General features: G+C 69.5%; 12 protein-coding genes and 2 pseudogenes. 5 read left to right on the top strand and 9 right to left on the bottom strand.

Annotated features, from left to right (window positions below; all coding sequences use genetic code 11):
• Positions 1–7 precede the first annotated feature (7 nt).
• Positions 8–2,440, top strand: coding sequence for a polysaccharide lyase 8 family protein (locus ACZ7IB_RS13280; protein ID WP_470912286.1), 2,433 nt, complete (start codon positions 8–10; stop codon positions 2,438–2,440).
• Between the two features lie 38 nt (positions 2,441–2,478).
• Positions 2,479–4,389, top strand: a complete 1,911-nt coding sequence (locus tag ACZ7IB_RS13275; RefSeq protein ID WP_470912282.1) for a DUF2264 domain-containing protein — start codon at positions 2,479–2,481, stop codon at positions 4,387–4,389.
• 81 nt (positions 4,390–4,470) lie between these two features.
• Here ACZ7IB_RS13275 and ACZ7IB_RS13270 read toward each other — a convergent pair whose 3' ends face one another.
• The 6 genes from ACZ7IB_RS13270 to ACZ7IB_RS13245 form a co-directional block, all read right to left on the bottom strand.
• Entirely contained in the window at positions 4,471–5,058 is a 588-nt protein-coding gene (locus ACZ7IB_RS13270; protein WP_470912280.1) for a GAF domain-containing protein, read from the bottom strand.
• Positions 5,055–5,615, bottom strand: a complete 561-nt coding sequence (locus ACZ7IB_RS13265) for a GTP-binding protein (RefSeq protein WP_470912488.1) — start codon at positions 5,613–5,615, stop codon at positions 5,055–5,057. Before ACZ7IB_RS13265 ends, ACZ7IB_RS13270 begins: the two co-directional genes overlap by 4 nt.
• Positions 5,616–5,862: 247 nt before the next feature.
• Entirely contained in the window at positions 5,863–6,234 is a 372-nt protein-coding gene (locus tag ACZ7IB_RS13260) for a DUF742 domain-containing protein (RefSeq protein WP_470912278.1), read from the bottom strand.
• Between the two features lie 2 nt (positions 6,235–6,236).
• The gene (locus ACZ7IB_RS13255; protein WP_470912276.1) at positions 6,237–6,671 is read right to left on the bottom strand and encodes a roadblock/LC7 domain-containing protein; all 435 of its coding nucleotides are present in this window, start codon (positions 6,669–6,671) and stop codon (positions 6,237–6,239) included.
• Between the two features lie 7 nt (positions 6,672–6,678).
• Positions 6,679–8,655 (bottom strand): sensor histidine kinase, encoded by a 1,977-nt coding sequence (locus ACZ7IB_RS13250; protein WP_470912274.1) that lies wholly within the window; start codon positions 8,653–8,655, stop codon positions 6,679–6,681.
• Between the two features lie 548 nt (positions 8,656–9,203).
• Entirely contained in the window at positions 9,204–9,770 is a 567-nt protein-coding gene (locus tag ACZ7IB_RS13245; protein WP_470912272.1) for a hypothetical protein, read from the bottom strand.
• A 1,342-nt stretch (positions 9,771–11,112) separates the two neighbouring features.
• Between ACZ7IB_RS13245 and ACZ7IB_RS13240 the strand changes: the two genes are divergently transcribed.
• Together ACZ7IB_RS13240 and ACZ7IB_RS13235 are read left to right on the top strand one after the other, a co-directional pair.
• Positions 11,113–13,749 (top strand): NPCBM/NEW2 domain-containing protein, encoded by a 2,637-nt coding sequence (locus ACZ7IB_RS13240; protein ID WP_470912270.1) that lies wholly within the window; start codon positions 11,113–11,115, stop codon positions 13,747–13,749.
• Positions 13,750–13,876: 127 nt separating this feature from the next.
• Positions 13,877–14,059 (top strand): annotated as a pseudogene (locus ACZ7IB_RS13235) (IS1380 family transposase); the annotation flags it as partial.
• A 485-nt stretch (positions 14,060–14,544) separates the two neighbouring features.
• Here ACZ7IB_RS13235 and ACZ7IB_RS13230 read toward each other — a convergent pair.
• From ACZ7IB_RS13230 to ACZ7IB_RS13220, 3 genes are all read right to left on the bottom strand, one after another.
• Positions 14,545–16,191, bottom strand: a complete 1,647-nt coding sequence (locus ACZ7IB_RS13230; protein ID WP_470912268.1) for a pyruvate, phosphate dikinase — start codon at positions 16,189–16,191, stop codon at positions 14,545–14,547.
• 77 nt (positions 16,192–16,268) lie between these two features.
• On the bottom strand, positions 16,269–16,901 hold the full coding sequence (locus tag ACZ7IB_RS13225) for a transcriptional regulator (protein ID WP_470912266.1): 633 nt from the start codon (positions 16,899–16,901) through the stop codon (positions 16,269–16,271).
• A complete protein-coding gene (locus ACZ7IB_RS13220; protein WP_470912263.1) occupies positions 16,898–18,100 on the bottom strand; it encodes a TetR family transcriptional regulator in 1,203 nt (400 codons plus the stop codon). The genes ACZ7IB_RS13225 and ACZ7IB_RS13220 overlap by 4 nt, the downstream gene beginning before the upstream one ends.
• 215 nt (positions 18,101–18,315) lie before the next feature.
• On the opposite strand from ACZ7IB_RS13220, the pseudogene ACZ7IB_RS13215 reads away from it, so the two are divergent.
• Positions 18,316–18,573, top strand: a pseudogene (locus ACZ7IB_RS13215) (NF041680 family putative transposase); the annotation flags it as partial.
• Positions 18,574–18,683: the final 110 nt, after the last annotated feature.

Here is an 18,683-nt window from a genome sequence, read left to right as displayed (position 1 = left end):
AGCCACTGTGAACCTCAGCAGAAGAACCCTTCTCGCGGCGAGCAGCGCCACGGCCGTCACGGCCGCGACGACGCTCATGACGTCGGCCGGCGCCGCGCACGCGCGGCCCATCGCGGCCGCATCCACCGAAGCCGCGGCGACCGCCGACTTCGACACCCTCCTCCGGCGGGCCGAAACGCTGCTCACCGGCGGCGAGTTCGACCCGGCCGACACCGACTTCACAGCGGCGCTCGCGGCCCTGTCCACCACAGCCGAGGGACTCTGGGACGCCCTCGACCGCAGCGCCGGACGGACCGCGCTCTGGCCCGGCCTCGCACCGCTCACCGACCCGGGCAACTTCGGTCAGAGCTACACCCGGCTGCGCACGATCGCGGTCGCCTGGGCGACCGAGGGCACCTCTCTCGCCGGGAGCACGGAGGTGGCGGACGCCCTCGTCGCCGCGCTGCGCTTCACGTACGACACCGCGTACAACCCGGCCAAGCGCGAGACCGGCAACTGGTGGTTCTGGGAGATCGGCGCCCCACGTGCCCTGATGGACTGCTCCGTCATCCTCCGCGACCGGCTTCCCGCAGCCGATCTGACGGACTATCTGTCGGTCGTCGACCGGTTCTGCCCGGACGCGGACCGTCGTACCAACTCCCCCTCGCTCGCGGAGACCGGCGCGAACCGCACCGACAAGGCCGTCATCGTGGCGCTGCGCGGACTGCTGGGGCAGGACGCCGGCAAACTCTCCTCCGCCCGTGACGCGCTCTCCGACGTTCGCGACTCGGGCCGCAACAGCCTTTTCCGTTATTCGAGTTCGGGTGACGGTTTCTACGAGGACGGCTCGTTCGTCCAGCACGACGTGGTCGCGTACACCGGTTCGTACGGCATCGTGCTGCTGGGCGGCACGGCCTATCTGCTGGCGCTGCTGGCGGGCTCCGAGTGGGCGGTCGCCGACCCGAAGGTGTCGGTGATGTACGAGGCCGTCGAGCGGACCTTCGCCCCGGTGATCTTCGACGGGCTGATGATGGACTCGGTGCGCGGCCGGGCGATCTCCCGGGAACGCGCCGGGGACCACCGCGACGGTGCGACGGCCGTCGCCGCGATCCTGCTCCTCGCGACCGGCGCACCCGCCGAGTACGCGGGGCGCTGGCGGGCGCTGGTCAAGGGCTGGCTGACCCGTAATCGCACCACTCCCTTCACGGCTCTCGCGACGCTTCCCCAGCTCGCCCTGGCGAAAGCCGTCCTGAACGACCGGACCGTGAAGGCGGAGGCTCGTACGACCGGCAGCTTCGTCTTCGCCGACATGGACCGCGTCGTGCACCGCCGTCCCGGCTGGGCCTGCGCGCTGTCGCTCTCGTCGAAACGGATCTCGGCGTACGAGGCGGGCAACGGCGAGAATCTGCACGGCTGGTACACCGGCGACGGCATGACGTATCTGTACGACGGCGACGACCTGGGGCAGTTCAACGACGGCTTCTGGCCCACCGTCGATCCGTACCGGCTCCCCGGCACCACGGTCGACACCCGGCAGCGGACCGATCTCGGCACGGGCGCCGGTACGTCCACCTACCGTCCGACGAACGCCGTCGCGGGCGGGGCCGTGCTGGACGGCCGGTACGGGGCCGCCGCGATGGAGGTGATCGGCGCCCAGGGCACCACCCTGCGGGCGAAGAAATCCTGGTTCCTGCTGGACAACGCGGTGATCGCGCTCGGCTCGGGCATCACCGCGAGCGACGGCCGGCCGGTGGAGACGATCGTCGAGAACCGCAACCTCGGTACGGACGGCAGTAACCGGCTGCTGGTCGACGGCATCCGTCAGCCCGTCGACCAGGGCTGGGCCCAGGACTTCGGCCGAGCACGGTGGGCACACATCGACGGCGTGGGCGGCTATGTCTTCCCCGAGGGGACCGCCCTGCACGCCCTGCGGGAGCAGCGCACCGGAACCTGGCGGGCCATCGACACCGGGGCGGACACGGGCGGCAGCACCGATCCGGTCACCCGCCGCTATCTCACGCTCCGGGTCGATCACGGAATCTCCCCCACCGACGCCCGGTACGCCTATGTGCTGCTGCCCGGCGCATCGGCGGCGGCGACCGCGGTCTGGTCGCACTCCCGGCCGGTCCGGGTCGTCGCCAACGACGCCACCGCGCAGGCCGTGGAGGTGCGCCGGGCGGGACTGACGGCGGTGAACTTCTGGGGCGCCGGGAGCGTGGCCGGGATCACGGCCTCCGGTCCGGCGTCGGTGCTCGTGCAGCACCGGGGCGGACACGTCTGCGTCGCGGTCGCCGACCCGGGCCGGACGCTCACCACACTCTCGGTCGAGCTTCCCTTCCACGTACGGTCGGTGGTGAACGCCGATGACACGGTGAGCCTCGTCCCGGGCCGCAGGCCCGTACTCACCGTCGCCGTCGGCGGCTCGCGCGGCCACACCCACCGAGCCGAACTCAGCCGGTAGTCCACCCCTTCGCACCCCCTCCGAGGAGCAGCACCACCATGTCCGTCGCACCGCATCTGCAACTGCCGCCGCCCGACCGGATCCTGTCCTCCCGTACCGGCTGGACCCGGGCCCACTGGGAGGCGATGGCCGACCGGATGCTGGACGCGCTGGTGCCGTACGCGACACCCGGCTTCGCGCAGTACCGCCTGCCCGGCCGTAACAGCTGGTCGGGGGTCGTCTCGGACGGTCTCGAAGGATTTGCCCGGTCGTTCCTGCTCGCCGCCTGCCGGATCGCGGGCGCGGGCGGAGCGGTCGACCCCGCATTGATCGAGCGGTACACGGCGGGCCTGGCCGCGGGCACGGACCCCCGGAGCGGTGAGTCCTGGCCGCGGCTGACGGACTGTTCGCAGCAGATGGTGGAGGCGGCGTCGGTCGCGGTCGCACTGCACGAGACCCGGCCGTGGATCTGGGACCGGCTGGACGCCCGGGTCCAGCAGCGGGTCGTCGACTGGTTCTCCGGGTTCGTCGGCGGGCGTACCTGGGACAACAACTGGCGGCTCTTCCAGGTGGTGTCCGAGCAGTTCCTCGCCTCGGTCGGCGCCCCGTACAACCGCTCCGACATCGAGAGCAATCTGGACAGGATCGAGGACTGGTACGTCGGTGACGGCTGGTACACCGACGGCGACGGCCGGAACTTCGACTACTACATCGGCTGGGCCATGCATCTGTACCCGCTGCTGTGGTCGCGGATCGCGGGCGCCGACGACGGGGGCAGGACCGAGGTCTACCGGCAGCGGCTCAGCCGGTTCCTGGAGGACTACCCGCACTTCTTCGGCTCCGACGGTGCGCCGGTCCACCAGGGCCGTTCACTGACGTACCGGTTCGCCGCTCTCGCACCGGTGTGGATGGGAGCGCTGGCCGACTGCACCCCGCTCGCGCCGGGGCTCACTCGCCGGCTCGCCTCGGGCACGATGCGGCACTTCGCGGAGCGCGGTGTGCCGGACGAGCGGGGGCTGCTGACGCTCGGCTGGTACGACACGTTCCTGCCGAGCACCCAGCCGTACTCCGGTCCCGCCTCACCGTACTGGGCGAGCAAGGGCTTCCTCGGGCTGCTGCTCCCGGCGGACCATCCGGTGTGGACGGCACGGGAACTCCCACTGCCCGTCGAGGAGTCCGACCAGTACACCGCGCTGCCCGCACCCGGCTGGCTGCTTCACGGCACCCGCGACGACGGCATCGTGCGGCTGATCAATCACGGCAGCGACCACAATCCGCCGTACGACGAGGCAGCCGACCCGTCCGAGGGCGCCGACGATCCGCACTACGCGAAGTTCGCCTACTCGACGACGACGGCCCCCGAAGCCGCCCCGCACGCCGTGACACGCTCCATCGACGGCCATCTGGCACTCGTCGCTGCGGACGGCACGCCGTCGCTGCGCCGCCGGATCCATCCGCTGCGCTGCGAGGACCGCGTCGCCGCCTCCTGGTACGCGGCCCGGCTGCCCGGTGACAGCCATCCGTACCGGATCGAGACGACGAGTGTGCTGCACGGCCCGTGGGAGATCCGGGTGCACCGGGTCGAAGCGCCCGAGGGTGCGGTGGTACGGGAGGGCGGTCACGCGGTCGCCCATGCGGACAGCCCGTTCGCCCTTTCGGGTCCCGACTGGGCGCTCGCCCGTACGGCCGACGGTCTGACCAGCGCCCTGATCGCGCTGTACGGCTGGGACGGTGGTGCCGAAGGGGCCGCTGTGGCGCGTGACGTCCAGTCCAATGCGTACGGACCGCGTTCCGCGATCCCGTATCTGCGCAGCCGACCGCACCCGGGTGGGCGAAGCATCCATGTATCGCTGGTCGCCCTCTCCCGGGACACCGTTCATCCGGAGGCGCTGCGCGACTCGGTGCGGGTACGAGCGGGTGCGGACTCGGTGGTGCTGACGTTCCTGGACGGTACGACGGTCGAGGTCTGAAGACGGTCGAGGTCATGTCGTGGTCAAGGTCTGATCGCGGTCGAAGCCCGTTCGCGGACCGGCCCGCCAGGGACCGCCCGGTCAGATCCCGATGCTGTTGTCCTCCCGCCGATGGAGGTGGCCGACGAGTTCCTGCGCCAGGGACTTGATCGTGTCGAGCCCTGCCCTGCCCCACGGGCGGGGCACTGTGTCGACCGCGCAGACGGCGCCCAGGGCGATGCCCGTGCGATCGATGAGGGGCGCGCCGAGGTAGGAGCGGATGCCTATTTCGTCGACTACCGGATTTCCGGCGAACCGTGGGTAGTCGCAGACGTCCTCCAGGACGAGCGCCTTGCGCCGTACGACGACATGCGGGCAATAGCCGCGGTCGAGGGCCACGTACCGGCCGCCGCGTCCGCTGCCCGCGGCCGTGGCGCCCAGGTCGAAGCCCTTGTGCGTGTCGGCCGGCGTATGCAGTCCGGCGTAGAACTGCCGGTTGCCGTCGATGAAGTTGACCACCGAGAAGGGCACTTCGGTCACTTCGGCCACCCGGTCGGCGAAGGCGTCGAAGTTGTCGAACGAGGCATCGGCGCGTTCCCCGAGGCCAAGGGTCCGCAGCCGCTGGGTACGGACGAAGGCGTCGTGGTCGACAGGCGTGAGCAGCATCCGGCCGCCGGCATGCGGGGTCACGGGTGTGCTCCGAAGCCGGACAACGGGGCCGGCGCGGAGGTGGCGTTGATCAGGTGCTGGACCAGTGTGACCAGTACCCCGGTGCCGGAGCTGGCGATCCGGGCGTCGCAGAGCACGACCGGCACGTCCGGCCCCAGGTCGAGCGCGGCCCGTACTTCCTCGGGCGCGTAGCGGTAGGCGTCGTCGAACTCGTTCACCGCGACGATGAATCCGATGCCGCGCCGTTCGAAGAAGTCGACGGCGGCGAAGCACTCCGCGAGCCTGCGGGTGTCCGCGATCACTACCGCTCCGAGCGCCCCCTGGGAGAGTTCGTCCCACATGAACCAGAAGCGCTCCTGGCCAGGGGTGCCGAACAGATAGAGCACGTGCTGCTCATCGAGCGTGATGCGGCCGAAGTCCATCGCCACGGTGGTGGAGGTCTTGGACTCGATGCCGTCGAGGCTGTCGGTGGCGGCGCTGACCTGGGTCAGCAGCTCTTCCGTGCTCAGCGGTGCGATTTCGCTGACCGCGCCGACGAAGGTCGTCTTGCCTACGCCGAACCCGCCTGCAACCAGCACTTTGAGCGCGACGGGAAAGCCTTCGGAGCCACCGGAGTCATGGGCTCCACCGAAGACATGGGCTCCACCGGTTCCGGATGCCCCACCGGCGTCATGACAGCCGCCGGAGCCATAGGTGTCGCCGGAGTCATAGGCGCCGCGGGGGTCGCCGTAACCTTGCGGGTGGCCATGCCTTGCGTGGCTTGCGTGGCTTCCGAAGCCTTCGGAGCTTGCGCTGTTCTCGTACGCGGCGGAGCTGCCGAAGCCGTCAGAGCTGTCGTCGTAAGCCATCGAGCACTGCCTCCAGCAGAGATCGGTCGGTGGGCATGTCATGGAAGGCGGGCGGGTGCGCGGTGACGGCCCCGCAGTCCACCAGGTCGGAGACGAGCACCTTGGTGACGACTGCGGGCAGCCGCAGATGGGCGGCGATCTCGGCCACCGAGGTGGGGCCGCCGCACAGCCCCAGCGCGACGGAGTGCTCGGGACCGAGATGGATCTGCGGCTCGGTCCCGGTGGCCATCACCAGGGAGAGCAGGTCGAGCATGGTCGTCGGACGGGTACGGCCGTCGCTCACGGTGTACGGGCGGATGAGCCGGCCTGCCGCGTCGTCGAGCAACGGCCCGTCCTGCGGAACCGACACCCTCACAACCCCGTGGCGCTCGATGTCCCGGCCACTTGTCTCGCCGGAGTCATCAGATAGGACCGGACGCTCTTGACCAGCATGGTCATCTCGTAGCCGAGCACCGCCGCGTCCGCCTCGCGGCCGGCGAGAACGGCGAGACAGGTGCCCGACCCGGCGGTGGAGACGAACAGCAGCGTCGAGTCGAGCTCGACCACCACCTGCCGTACGTCGCCGCTGTCGCCGAAGCGCGCGCCGGCACTGCGGCCGAGCGAGTACAGGCCGGCTGCGAGCGCCGCCATGTGGTCGGCGCTGTCGGCGTCCAAGCCATCGAGGGATTTCACCAGCCCGTCGGCGGAGAGGAGGACTGCGCTGCGTGTGTACGGCACGCGCTGGACCAGTCCGCTCAGCAGCCAGTCGAGGTCCGAGACCTGACCGGACGACATATCGGTCGCCATGGTGCATCTACTCCTTGGAGGTATTCGCTTCGAGGGGGTCGGTGGCCGGGGCCGCGTCCCGATCCAGGGAAGGATCCGGGGCCGGGGACGGGTGGTGCGGTGCGAAGGTCGCGACGAGTCCGCGGACCGGCAGCGGTCCGGGCGGGTTCTGGGCCTGCCAGGTCTGCGGGTCCGCCGTTTCGAGGCTCGTGTCCGGGCATCGTGCGGTGTCCGCCTCGGATTCGCCACGAGCCTTCGCGAGTTCGATGCCCCGCCGGAAGGCTGCCATGAGTCCTGGGTCGTGCAGGGCTTGTTCGTCCTCGGTGCGCGGGGCCGGTGCCTCCCTGAGCTGCGGAACCAGGTGCTCCTGCTGGGCGCGCCTGGGGAGTTGGGGCCTGCCCATGGTGCCTCGTACGACTCCGGGCTCGGAGTGGAGCGCCGTAGTGGTTTCGTCCGTGCGCCGGATTCCGGGGCGGGCCTCGGCCGGGGTGGGGCGGTCGAGGCGCTCGGTGCGCAGCGGGAGCGGTGGGGCTTCGCCCTCGCGTCTCGCCTGCTGGGGTGGTTGATGCAGACGGAGCGGTTGAGTGGGTACGTACGGCTGCCGGTTGGCGCTCGCCTGCGGAGCCGGTGACGGGCCCGGACCGGCGCCCGGTCCGGGATTCAGACTCGGGCTCGGCTTGCGGTGGCTTCCGGTGTCGTCCTCGGCCGGCGGACGGTGCACGGGCCCCAGGGGCGGGACCGGAGCCGCGTCGGCCTCGGCCGGAGCGTCCCCTTCCACGCCCAGCAGGGACTGCGGGAGGACGAGTACGGCCTGCGTGCCTCCATAGATGTTGCTCTGCAGCCTGACCGCGATGCCGTGCCGTCGGGCGAGTGACGCGACGACGAACAGGCCGATCCGGCCGTCCTGCAGGAGATGGGACACATTGACCTGGTCGGGGTCGGAGAGCAGGGCGTTCATCCGCTTCTGCTCGTTGCCCGGCATGCCCAGGCCACGGTCCTCGACCTCCAGGGCCAGTCCGGCGGTGACCTGCTGGGCACGGAGCAGCACTTGGGTGTGCGGGGCGGAGAACACGGTGGCGTTCTCCACGAGTTCGGCCAGCAGATGGATCACATCGGCCACGGCGTGTCCGCGCAGCGTGCCGTCGATCGGCGGTACCAGTTTGACCCGCGGGTACTGCTCCACCTCGGCGATCGCCGAGCGCAGCACCTCCGTCATGGTGACCGGATTGCTCCACTGGCGCCGGGAGACGGCGCCACCGAGGACGGCGAGGTTCTCGGCATGTCTGCGGATGCGCGTGGCGAGATGGTCGATGTGGAAGAGACCCTTGAGCAGATCCGGGTCCTCGACCTCGTGTTCCAGCTCGTCGAGCAGCTGGATCTCGCGGTGTACGAGCGACTGCAGCCGGCGGGCGAGATTGACGAACACCTCGACTTTCTGGTCCTCGCCGGTGTGGTCGGAGAGCCGGGACGCCTGCATGACCGCGGCCACGGCGACTTCCTGCTGGCGGCCGAGTTCCTGCGCGAGCAGCTCGAAGGCGTCGCTGCCGGGTGCGGCGGGCTGCGCGGGCCTGCGTGCGGGCACGGGTTCGCCGTTGCGGAGCTGTTCCACCACCCGCTGAAGTTCGGCCTGGCCCTGTGCGCTGACGCGGCGGAGCGCCAGGCAGCGGCCGAAGACGGTGGTGGCGACTCGGTTGGCGGCCAAGTACGCGGCCAGCACGGAGGCTACGGCCAGTGCACCGGCCCCGCCCAGTGCGGTCCACAGTTCGGTGGACGGCCGGGCTCCGGTGGAGCGGACGGTGAAGATGACCGCTGCGGCTCCGCTCAGCACGGCGGCGACGGTCGGCAGCACCGCGGTGCGCAGGAGTTGGGGGCGTATACGCGCCTCGGGGGATGGCTGGGCGGCACGCGGCCTGGCCGTGGCCGAGTGGGAACGGGCACCCGGTCGGCCGTGCCGTCCGCCCTCTCGGCGTTCCGGTCGCGTTTCGGGTGCGCGAAGTTGAGACATCAGTGTCCTCGGTACGTGGGGCACCAGGAATCGGCGTTCATGCGGTGGCACCTACGGTGGTCGGTCAGGCTGGGTTCATCGGTCGGGCAGGCTCGAAAGATATGAGCCCACCGTTGATCACCGGACACACACGGTAGTCGCCAATCACGCAGGTGCGACGGGCAGTTGTCGAACTTGCCCGCCATCCGTCCCGCTCTGGTATGACCTTTCGCACGAGAGACCGATTACTCCGCATTGACACCTGGTCGACGGACACCCGAACGGCCTACGGCAGCGAACCCCTGAACACGCGGAACGTCTCGGCCCGTCCGGTCATGCCGGACGGGCCGAGCCGTCTGACGCTCCGTGGTCGACTGAGCTCTCCCTACCCGAAACGGGGTCGAGCCCCGCCGCGACGAGACGGAGTACGAGAACTCCTCGGCGCCGGCCTCGCCGTCTTCAGGAGGTCGGCGCCGAGGAGGGCGCCGGCGGTAGCGGTAACTGAGCGGACCGATCTGCACGTTGCCGCCGCTTACCCCGCCTGCTGCAGAGCCATACCGACGCCAAACCTATGCGCAGGCCCTGTCGAAGGCGCGATCCGCGGCCTGCACCCACGCTTCCCAGTAGGCGTCGGTGTGATTCTGGCTCCGGTCCGGCACGGGCCGCTCGCTGCAGCTCGTCTCGGCCGCGTCGCGGCCTGCCAGACCTCCTGCTGTGCGGCCCTGCACTCGCTCGCTCCTGTCGCTCATCCCCGTGGTGGAACTGGGCTGGGCCGCCCCGGTGTCGGGCTGGAGTTTCCCTGTGTCGGGCTGGGCCGTCTTGCAGTTCACGAAGATGTTGCTCTGGTCCTCGTTGACGGCGAGAACGGTGTAGTCGACGTTCTTCTGGAAGCGCTTCAGCAAGAAGTTTCCGTTCGCGTCCACGTTCAGGGGCTCGGTGGACTCACCGTCGTTGAGGTTTCGCGGAGCCGTGAAGCCCTCACCGGAGATGGTGACGAACGTCCCGTTCGCCGCGGGCGTGACCGTGCAGCTCGCAGCAGGTACTGCGCCGGCGGTCGGTGCGAAGACGATCGCGCCGGACAGTGCGAGTGAGGACGCGAGCAGAGAAACCACGGCGCGTCGAGGGTGCAGATGCATGATGGTGCTCCCATCAAAGAGGCGTGGAACAGCCGGCCGCAGTGGCGTCGGCGCTCATCACCGCTGACGCTGCGGGGCGGGCGGGCACTCACCATCCTGAACTCCGGCCGCCGGAGTCACACCGGCGGCAATCCGGAGGCCGGAAGACGCCCGCCCCTTCATGCTCCCCCGCCCTCCATGGGGTGTCGACCGGGGGCGGGCGGGCCGCTCATACCGAGCGGCTCCCAGTGCCTGCGGCGCCACAACTCCCGTCGGATCTCGGTAAGCCTGGCGCAGCCCGGGCATCTGTCCACCTGAACGACGCGCATCATGACGTGGGTCCGGGCACAAGGGAGCCCCACCCCCGACGTTGAGCCGAAGGAGTGGGGCCTGGGTGTCAGGACTTCACGATCCGGGACTCGACACGGATGCCGGATGCCCTTCGCGAAGTCGGCAGCGGAATGTACTGCCGTGCCTCCGTAGCCCTCTCCCGTCGAGGTGGATCATCAATGGCCCGGAGCGCCTGCTTCTGTTCGGCCTCCGCCGACCCGGCGATCACCCGCACTATCACGTTCGGGCCCTCGTCTCTGCCCGCGTCACCGTTCACCCGCGCTTGACGCAGCCGGTCTCCGTCCTCGGCGGACCGACCGCACCGCGAAACAGGCGGCCAGTGCAGCTGCCCCCAGCGGCAGCAGCGGATACAGCAAGCCCGTCACCCACGAGGTGACACTGCTGTCGATCTCTTCCTGCGTCCAGCCGGTGATGTCGAGTAACAGGCCGTTCAGCGGCCCACCGGCCAGTTCGGCACAGCGCCGGCCCGGAACCGGGCCCCTACCGGCCCTGACGCGCCAGCCTGGGGCTGCTCCTGGGTGTGCGGTGATGAGCCTTGCGGACCAGGGCGCTACTCACGCTTGTCGCGGCATGCAATATCGCATTGAAACTTTCCTGAACCAGCATCAGCCATCCTTTGCAAACTGGCGATCGAGTCCGGGTCGTGCGAGGCGTTCCCGGTGGGGTCGTCCTGCCTCGGCCACTCGGCGCCGCCCGATCACGTCACGTCGCTGACCTGCGGAGACTCGACATCATCCGGGCCGACGCGATCGGGATCGGGATGGGGTGCCAGGTCTGCACGGGAGTGAAAGCGCAACGGCCAATGCAGTCGCAGCTATTGACAGCGCTTCGCCGTGAAGTACTCAATATGCAACACAGGTCAACTTCTTCCAACATGACGCGCAGCGGATGGAGCCGCCGGCAGCCGCCGGTAGCGCTCCGCCCCGGCACGTTCCACACCCCACGGCTGGGCGGTTGAGGTCGACCGTCCTCGGAACGAGGAACGCCCCCCACTCGAAAGGACCGATCACGCATGCGTCGATTGGCTTGTGCACTATCCGCCGTACTGGCAACGGTCGGCACCGCGACAGCCCTGCCCGCCCCACCCGCGGTGGCGGGGTCGGCGGCAGGGCCCTACGTGCTCGAAGTCGAGAACATGTCGCTGACCAACTTCGCGACGGAGACTGTGGACCACACCTGGAACGGGAAGTCGGTCGACAACGTCACCTACGCCCGAGGCGCGTCGGGACAGACGAGCACCGCCAGGACGACCTTCGACGGCGCCGACGGGACGTACGACCTCATCACGCGCTACAACGGCAAGACCGCGAACGGGGTGACGTACAAGCTCACCGTGAACTCCGCCCAGGTGGACTCCTGGTCGACGACCCTGCGCTACGGCCGTGACTACACCGACCCGGTGAACATCGACACCCGGACGTCGAGCAAGGTCGCGCTCAAGGCCGGTGACGTCATCGAGCTGACGGCCACCTCCGCCGACGAGGTGCCGCGCGTGGACAGGATCACGATCCAGGCCCATGTCGGTGCACCGACCAGCACACTGACCATCAACTCGCCGAACGCGACGCTGAACGACGGCTTCGACTGGGGCAAGAACCGGGCCCTTGGCATGACCTTCTACCCGGGCAACCCGATGATGGGGCACGAACCGGAGTGGTGGCGCCTCAAGGACTCCACCCACACCTCGGTGACCCCCGGCTACTGGGGCGCCTACACCAACCGGGAGTCCTTCTACAACCGGGACATCTCCCACCAGTCCGACGGCGCGCACGCGCTCGGCCTGGACACCGAGACCTTCAACATGCTGAAGACCTTCGCCGACGACGCCGACGATCCGGGCCAGAACGGCTGGCCGCTGTGGGCACACAGCTCGCACGGCGCCATGTACTACATCGACGGCACCGGGTTCCGGGAGCTGCCGTCACCGTTCAACGTGATGGCCAAGGCGTACAAGCAGTACCAGTGGACGGGCAATGCGGACTGGATCAACGATCCGGCCCTCTCCGCGTACTACGACTCGACGATGGGCAAGTTCCTGACCGACCACGAGGTGGTGTGGAACGACGCGAACCCGTCCAGTGAGCAGCCGGTCTCGAAGAAGCAGGACGGGGAGTACACGGCGACGTACTTCGAGTTCCCGAACGAGAAGCTGGTCTCGGCGGCCGACTCGCTCGGGTACCAGTACCAGTCGATGCTGGCCTACTCGGAGATCCTGAAGGCGAAGGGCGACACCGCCAACAGCTCGAAGTGGGCCGACCGGGCCAAGCGGGTGCGCGACCACTTCGAGTCGAAGTGGTGGGACGCGTCGAACAACCGGTACATCCGCGGCAAGGACGCGGCCGGTACGGGCTACAGCAGCTGGGGCCACGAGGCCAGCTTCCTGATGATGCTGACCGGGCTGGGCGACCACGGCGCCAGGACCAACAGCTACCTGGACTTCATCGCCGCCAACGACGACGACCTGAACGTCGAGGCGACCTCCTACCTGCCGGAGATGTACTACCAGTACAACCGGTCCGCGGAGGGCTGGGCCTGGCTCAAGAAGCTCATGGCCGGCCGCGACAGCTACCCGGAGGTCTCGTTCCTCGCGGTCAGCAGCGTCGTCGACGGCATGATGGGTGTTCAGCCGGACGCCCCGCACGACAAGGTGGCCACCGTCCCCCGGCTGACCTCCGAGACGCCGTGGGTGGAGATCGACCACCTCAAGGTCGGTGACAACGACCTCAAGCTCAAGCACACCGGTACGACGGCCTCCACGCTGACCAACAACTCCGGCGCCACCGTCACCTGGGAGGCCCAGTTCTACGGAACCCCCTCCACGATCACCGTGAACGGTGTCGCGCAGACGCCGCAGACCAAGTCGCTCTACGGCAAGACGGTCTCCTACGTGACCGTCCCGGTGGCCGCCGGCGCGTCCGTGACCGCGAGCACCGGCACCACGGTCGGCGACACCACGGCCCCCAGCGTGCCGACCGGCCTGACGGCGGGCAACGTGACCTCGAACAGCGTGGACCTGAAGTGGACGGCCTCGACCGACGACGTCGGTGTGACCGGCTACCAGATCTACCGGGGCACCACGCTCGTCGGCTCGTCCGCGGGCACGAGCTTCACCGCCACGGGGCTGTCGGCCTCGACGCCGTACTCGTTCACCGTCAAGGCGGTGGACGCCGCCCAGAACGCCTCCGGCGCCAGCACCGCCGTCTCCGTCACCACCGCGAGCGGGAACGGACAGACGGTCGATCTGAGTGATCTCACCTGGAGCGACGCCCGGAGCGACTTCGGCACCCTGCGCAAGGACCGGAGCGTCGACGGAAACCCGATCAGGCTGAACGGCACGGCGTACACCAAGGGCATCGGCACGCACGCCAACAGCACCGTCACGTACACCCTGAATGGCGCCTACTCGCGGTTCCAGTCGGACGTGGGCGTCGATGACGAGGTCAGCGCGAACTCGACCGTCAGGTTCGAAGTCTGGGGCGACGGCACCAAGTTGTACGAGACCCCGGCGGTGATGACGCCGGCGAGCCCGGCCCAGTCCATCGACGTCAGCATCAAGGGCGTGAAGTCCCTGGTCCTGAAGGTCACCGACGCGGGCGACGGCATCAACAGCGACCACGCCGACTGGGCGGGCGCCAAGCTGCTGCCGTAACGCCCGACCCCTGTCGACCAGAAGAACCAGAACCTGACCTCGCCGTTTCACTCGGGTACGGCGGCTGGTGGGGCGAAAACGCGAAAGTGCCTTCCTGACCTGGGACGATGAACCTTGCTGAGGGGTTCTGTCGGTCCAGGCGGAGGGCACTTTCCACGTGCAGAGTATCGGGTTGCGTCCCAGGGTCCATGTCAGTGCCGATGGTTCGGGGGTGGCCGGTCATGCCGGGGCACGGTTGCCGGCCGATCTCGCTGATGCCACCGGGCTGACTGCCGCGTACTCCACCGCGCTCAGGCCGCTTCGGCCGCGTGCCAGGGATGGCGTAAGGGCCGCCCTGGCCTCTGGCTCCGCCTCGACGAGCTGCGGGCATCAACTCCAAGTGAGAACAGACGTATTCTGAGGACCCCGTCAGGAGTACTACGCCACAACAGCCACCGCACGCACTCACACGCCCTGGCTGTATTGACCTGCAGCGTTGTTCGCGCGGCTGATCGGGGGTCAGCCGCCGAGTGCGGTGTGGCGGAGGCGGTGGTTGTAGGTGTGAAGGAAGTCCGCCAGGAAGAGCTTGGACTTGTAGCAGGAGCCTGGATCGCCCGTACCGCGCAGCCGACCTGCCCTCCCCTTCCTCTGTTGTGTGTCGGGCCTCCTGGATCACAACGATGCCTCCGAGCAGTCGACTTGAGGATCCAGGAGAACCAGGATTCCCTAGGTTGCAGGAACCAGGAACGCTCTTCGTCCACCGGTGGTGAAGGGCGTTCACGCCGACCGGGTCTCGCGCGCCCCGCATGAACGCCGTCAGCTCTCCGGTCCGTCGCCGGTCCGCCGGAGGGCGGCCTGTGCCGAGGTGAGGCGTTCGGATTCGCTGCGGCCGGTGGTCCTGTCGCCCGCGACGTCGTCGGCCCAGCCCAGCAGCCGGTGCAGCTGTGGGTCGGTCGAGGACGCGGCGATGCGGGGCTCGCCGACGACGACCTCTCCGCCCGTTCCGTCAACGGCGATGAGGGTGCCTTCGGGCAGGGTGCGTCCGCCGGCCCGGACGCAGCCGTCGGCGGCGTCGACGGTGAGGTTCGCGGCACCCACGACGGCGGGTTTCCCCATCGACCGCGCCACCACGGCCGCATGACTCGTCGGGCCGCCGCGAGCGGTGACCACCCCGGCGGCGGCGGCCAGGCCGTGCATGTCGAGCGGGGAAGTTTCGGGGCGCAGCAGGACGACCGGCCCTCTGGCGGCGAGCCGGGCCGCGCTGTCGGCGGTGGTCGCCACTTGGCCGACAGCGACTCCCGGGGAGGCGCCCAGCCCTCGGGTGAACAGGTCGCGGGGTTCGATCGCCGTGATCCGAGGCGTACGTACGTGGGTGAGGTGCTGCGGTGAAACGCGGAGCAGCGCCTCGTCGCGCCCGATCGTTCCCGCGTCGGCCAGGTCGACCGCGACCCGGACTGCGGCGCGCCCGACGAACCGCCCGCGGCGCACCTGCAGGATCCACAGTTCGCCCGCCTCGAAGGTGAACTCGACGTAGCACGCGTCGCGGTAGTTCTCCTCGATCCGGGTCAGGGCAGACAGCAGGCGGGTCCACACCTCGGGTTCCCGGTCGGCCAGTTCACTCAGGGGCTCGGTCAGTGACGCGCCCGAGACGACGTCTTCGCCTTGGCGGCCGAACAGGGCCTCACCGAAGGGGACATGCTCGCCGGTGTTGGGATCACGGCTGAACGCGACGCCCGTCCCGCTGCGTTGGTCACGATTGCCGAACACCATCGCCTGTACGGTCACGGCGGTGCCGAGGTCGTGCGGGACGCCGTGCAGTTCGCGGTAGGTCTTCGCGCGCGGTGTGTTCCACGACGAGAACACGGCCTCGACGGCGAGCTCCAACTGGCGGGTGGCGTCCTCGGGCACGCTGTCGCCGCTGCGTTCTGCGATGAGCTGCTCGACGTCCTGGATCGCCTCGGCGAGGCGGCTCGTGTCGGTGTCCTGTCCTGCGAGCGCACGGTCGATGCCCGCCAGGCTCTCCGGGCCCACGCCGGCGACCTCGGAGGCGAAGCTGGTCAGAAACCTCAGCCGGGAGTCGAGTGCGAACCGCAGGTCGCCCGTCTCGTCGGCCAGGGTGGTGGTCGCCTCGGTGGTGAGCCCGAGGTTGAGGACGGTGCTCATCATGCCGGGCATCGACACGCTGCCGCCGGAGCGGACGGACACCGCAAGCGGCCGCCGTGGACCGCCGAGCCTGCGGTGCGTGGCGGCTTCGAGGCCGGCGACGGCGGCCGCCAGTTCGGCATCGAGGCCGCTGGGCAGCCGTCCGGTACGGAGGAAGGCGCGGCACGCCTCCGTGCTGATGACGAAGCCCGGCGGCACGGGCAGTCCCAGACGGCGGAGCACGACGAGACCGAGTGCCTTGCCGCCGAGGACTTCCGCCGTCTCCTCGACCTCAGCCGAAATCGGGTGAATCCAGGTCATCGCGTGGTCATCTCTGCGTCGCCTTTGCTGATTCGGCTGCGGGTCCTGCGCCATGCGCGGGGTGGCGGGCGGCGGATTCAATGGCGCGGGATGCCGAGGGTGGCCAGCAGGTCCTCGTGCAGCTGGAACCACACGGTGTGATACGAGGACGTGCTGTCCGCCACGTACTCCAGAGCGCCGGCCCTCGCCCGGGCGAGGGCGTCGGCGAGCCGGACGGGGTAGCGCTGGAAGCGGAGCAGCACCGCGGACAGCTCGGCGCAGAGGGGCTCGGCACGCTGGTGGAACTCCGTGAACCGGTCGAGCACCCGGGCGTCGTAGGAGGGGTCACTGTGGTCGTTCATCGTCATGGAGCCGTCTACGGTGCGGGTCTGCCATGCCGTGCAGAGATCGAGCAGCTCGGGGTTGAGCACCAGGAACCGGTCGAACGCCGCGGTCAGTCGGGCCCGGGCTCCGGCTTCCTCCAACTCGTCGGCGATCCGCTCGGCGTCCGCGGCTCGGCCCTCCTCCGTAAGGCCCCATCCGCCGAAGTCGCCCGCGGCATGGGTGACGAGTCCGGCCACAGCGAGGTCGATCAGTTCCGATTCGACGTCGGACTCGGGGAGTCCCGAAGCCCTGGCCACCCCGGAGAGGCCGGAGAAGCCGATGCAGCGGAGGGTGTGAAGCACCAGCAGGTCGGTGCTGGTCGCGTGGGACGAAACAGGCTGGGTCATGGCGCGGCCCCATCGGGTGTGGTGTGGGAGACATCTGCGGTCGTGAGATCGAAGGTGGCCGCTCCATGGGCGGCACCGGGTCCTTGGGCTCGGGTGACGATCGTGCCGTGCTGCACGCGTACCGCGTACTCGGTGGCGTCGTCGGCATCCGGTACGCCGACGGCCGACGCCAGCAGACCGCGCTCGTCCAGGACGAGGCGGAGGCGTGGCCAGGCGCCGGGTTCGAACACGCGCCGCAGGCACCGGGCGAAGTCACCGGCCCTCAGCTGCACGAGGCGGCCGGTCTCGGCCGGGTCCGCCGTGGTGACGACCACGGTGATCCGGTCGCCGGTCCGTGCGGCGCGGACAGCCTCCTCGGCGGCTTTCAGGCGGTTGGTGCCCAGGAGCGTGATCACCCCATCCTCGGCGAAGCCGACGGGGCGGTGCGTGATGAGATCCTGCAGCTCCTGCGGCGGGGACCAGCGGTCCCGGCAGGCTCGGGCCGGCGGGACGTAGGGCAGGTGCGGAGGGTTCCAGGTGTCGGCGAGGGTGAGCCCGCCCAGATGCGCGCAGGCCTGAACGATGTCGAAGGGGTCGCCGAAGCCGAGCGCCGGATCCGCCGAGGCGCCCGGGCCCTCCAGCAGCCTCAGGACCAGCTGGGCCCGCCGGACTTGGCGCACGGACGGGGCGTCGGCGGGCGCGTGCGACTCGAGCGCGAGTGCCAGCAGCAGAGCCTCGAGGTGGGTCACCTGTCCGAACGCGTCGCGGATCGGTTCGTCGTCGAGAACCCCGGCCTGCGAGCGGAGATGCACCCGGCCGAAGGAGGGGGTGCCGTCGGCCAGGGGCATTCGTTCGAGCCAGGTCCGGGCGAATGCGCCCAATGCGTCGGCGATGGACGCCGCGGAGGGCGCTGCAGGCGGCGGGACCGCGTTGGTGGCGCCACGCTCCGCGATGGCGTTCTGCTCTGTCGTGCCGCTCCGCTCCGCGGTGCCGCTGTGCTCAGCCGTGGCGCTGCGCTCGACCATGTCGACCAGCACCGCCAGATAGAGAGCGCGTTTGCTCGGGAAGTTCGAGTACACCGCGCCACGCGTCAGTTCGGCCCGCTCGGCGATCTCGTCCACCTTCGCCGCCACGTATCCGCGCTCGGTGAATTCCGCCTTCGCCGCGGCGAGTACGGCCGCGCGCGTGCGCTCCTGCTGCTGAGCCCGTGTCAACCGCACGATCCGCGACACCTCCCTGTCCGTTCGCCGCCGTTCAGCGCAGAAGATACACCGAACATCCCGATGATGAGACCATCCGAGTCCGGGGACGGCACGACTCTGCTGTCCGGCAGGATCCGTTTGCGGAACTGTCACGCTTCCCTATGTTGTTCTGCGGGACGTGGCGAGCCCTTCGTATGGTTGACCGCCCCAGGGACGTCGGGTGTGGCTTCCTACGGCGGCCGTGGGAGAGACCGAGCCCGTCCGACAAGCTCACTCCCGCCCGAGTCCGCCGCGATTTCCGGCACCTCCGCCCGAAGGCGGCCTGTCCTGCCGGAGCACCGAAATCCTCCCGCCCCGGCCCGGGCCGGCCATCCGGTCGTAAGAACACCCGGCCCACTCCACGCTATGACGTGCACACAGTCGGCAAACCGGGCCCCGCAAAACGACGGACGAAGAAGTCAACAACCCCGCGTCCACGCCGCACAGGTTAAAGATCAAGTTAGAAACACGGAAGCCCCACCCCGCCGTCTTGGCCGGAAGGGTGGGGCCTCGGTGTCAGGACTTGACGATCCGTGTCTCGACTTGGATGCCGGATGGCTTT

The sequence above is a fragment of the Streptomyces sp. NPDC037301 genome (assembly GCF_055602785.1).
Note: the sequence above shows the minus strand (reverse complement) of the source record. Positions and strands in the feature narration are given on the sequence as shown.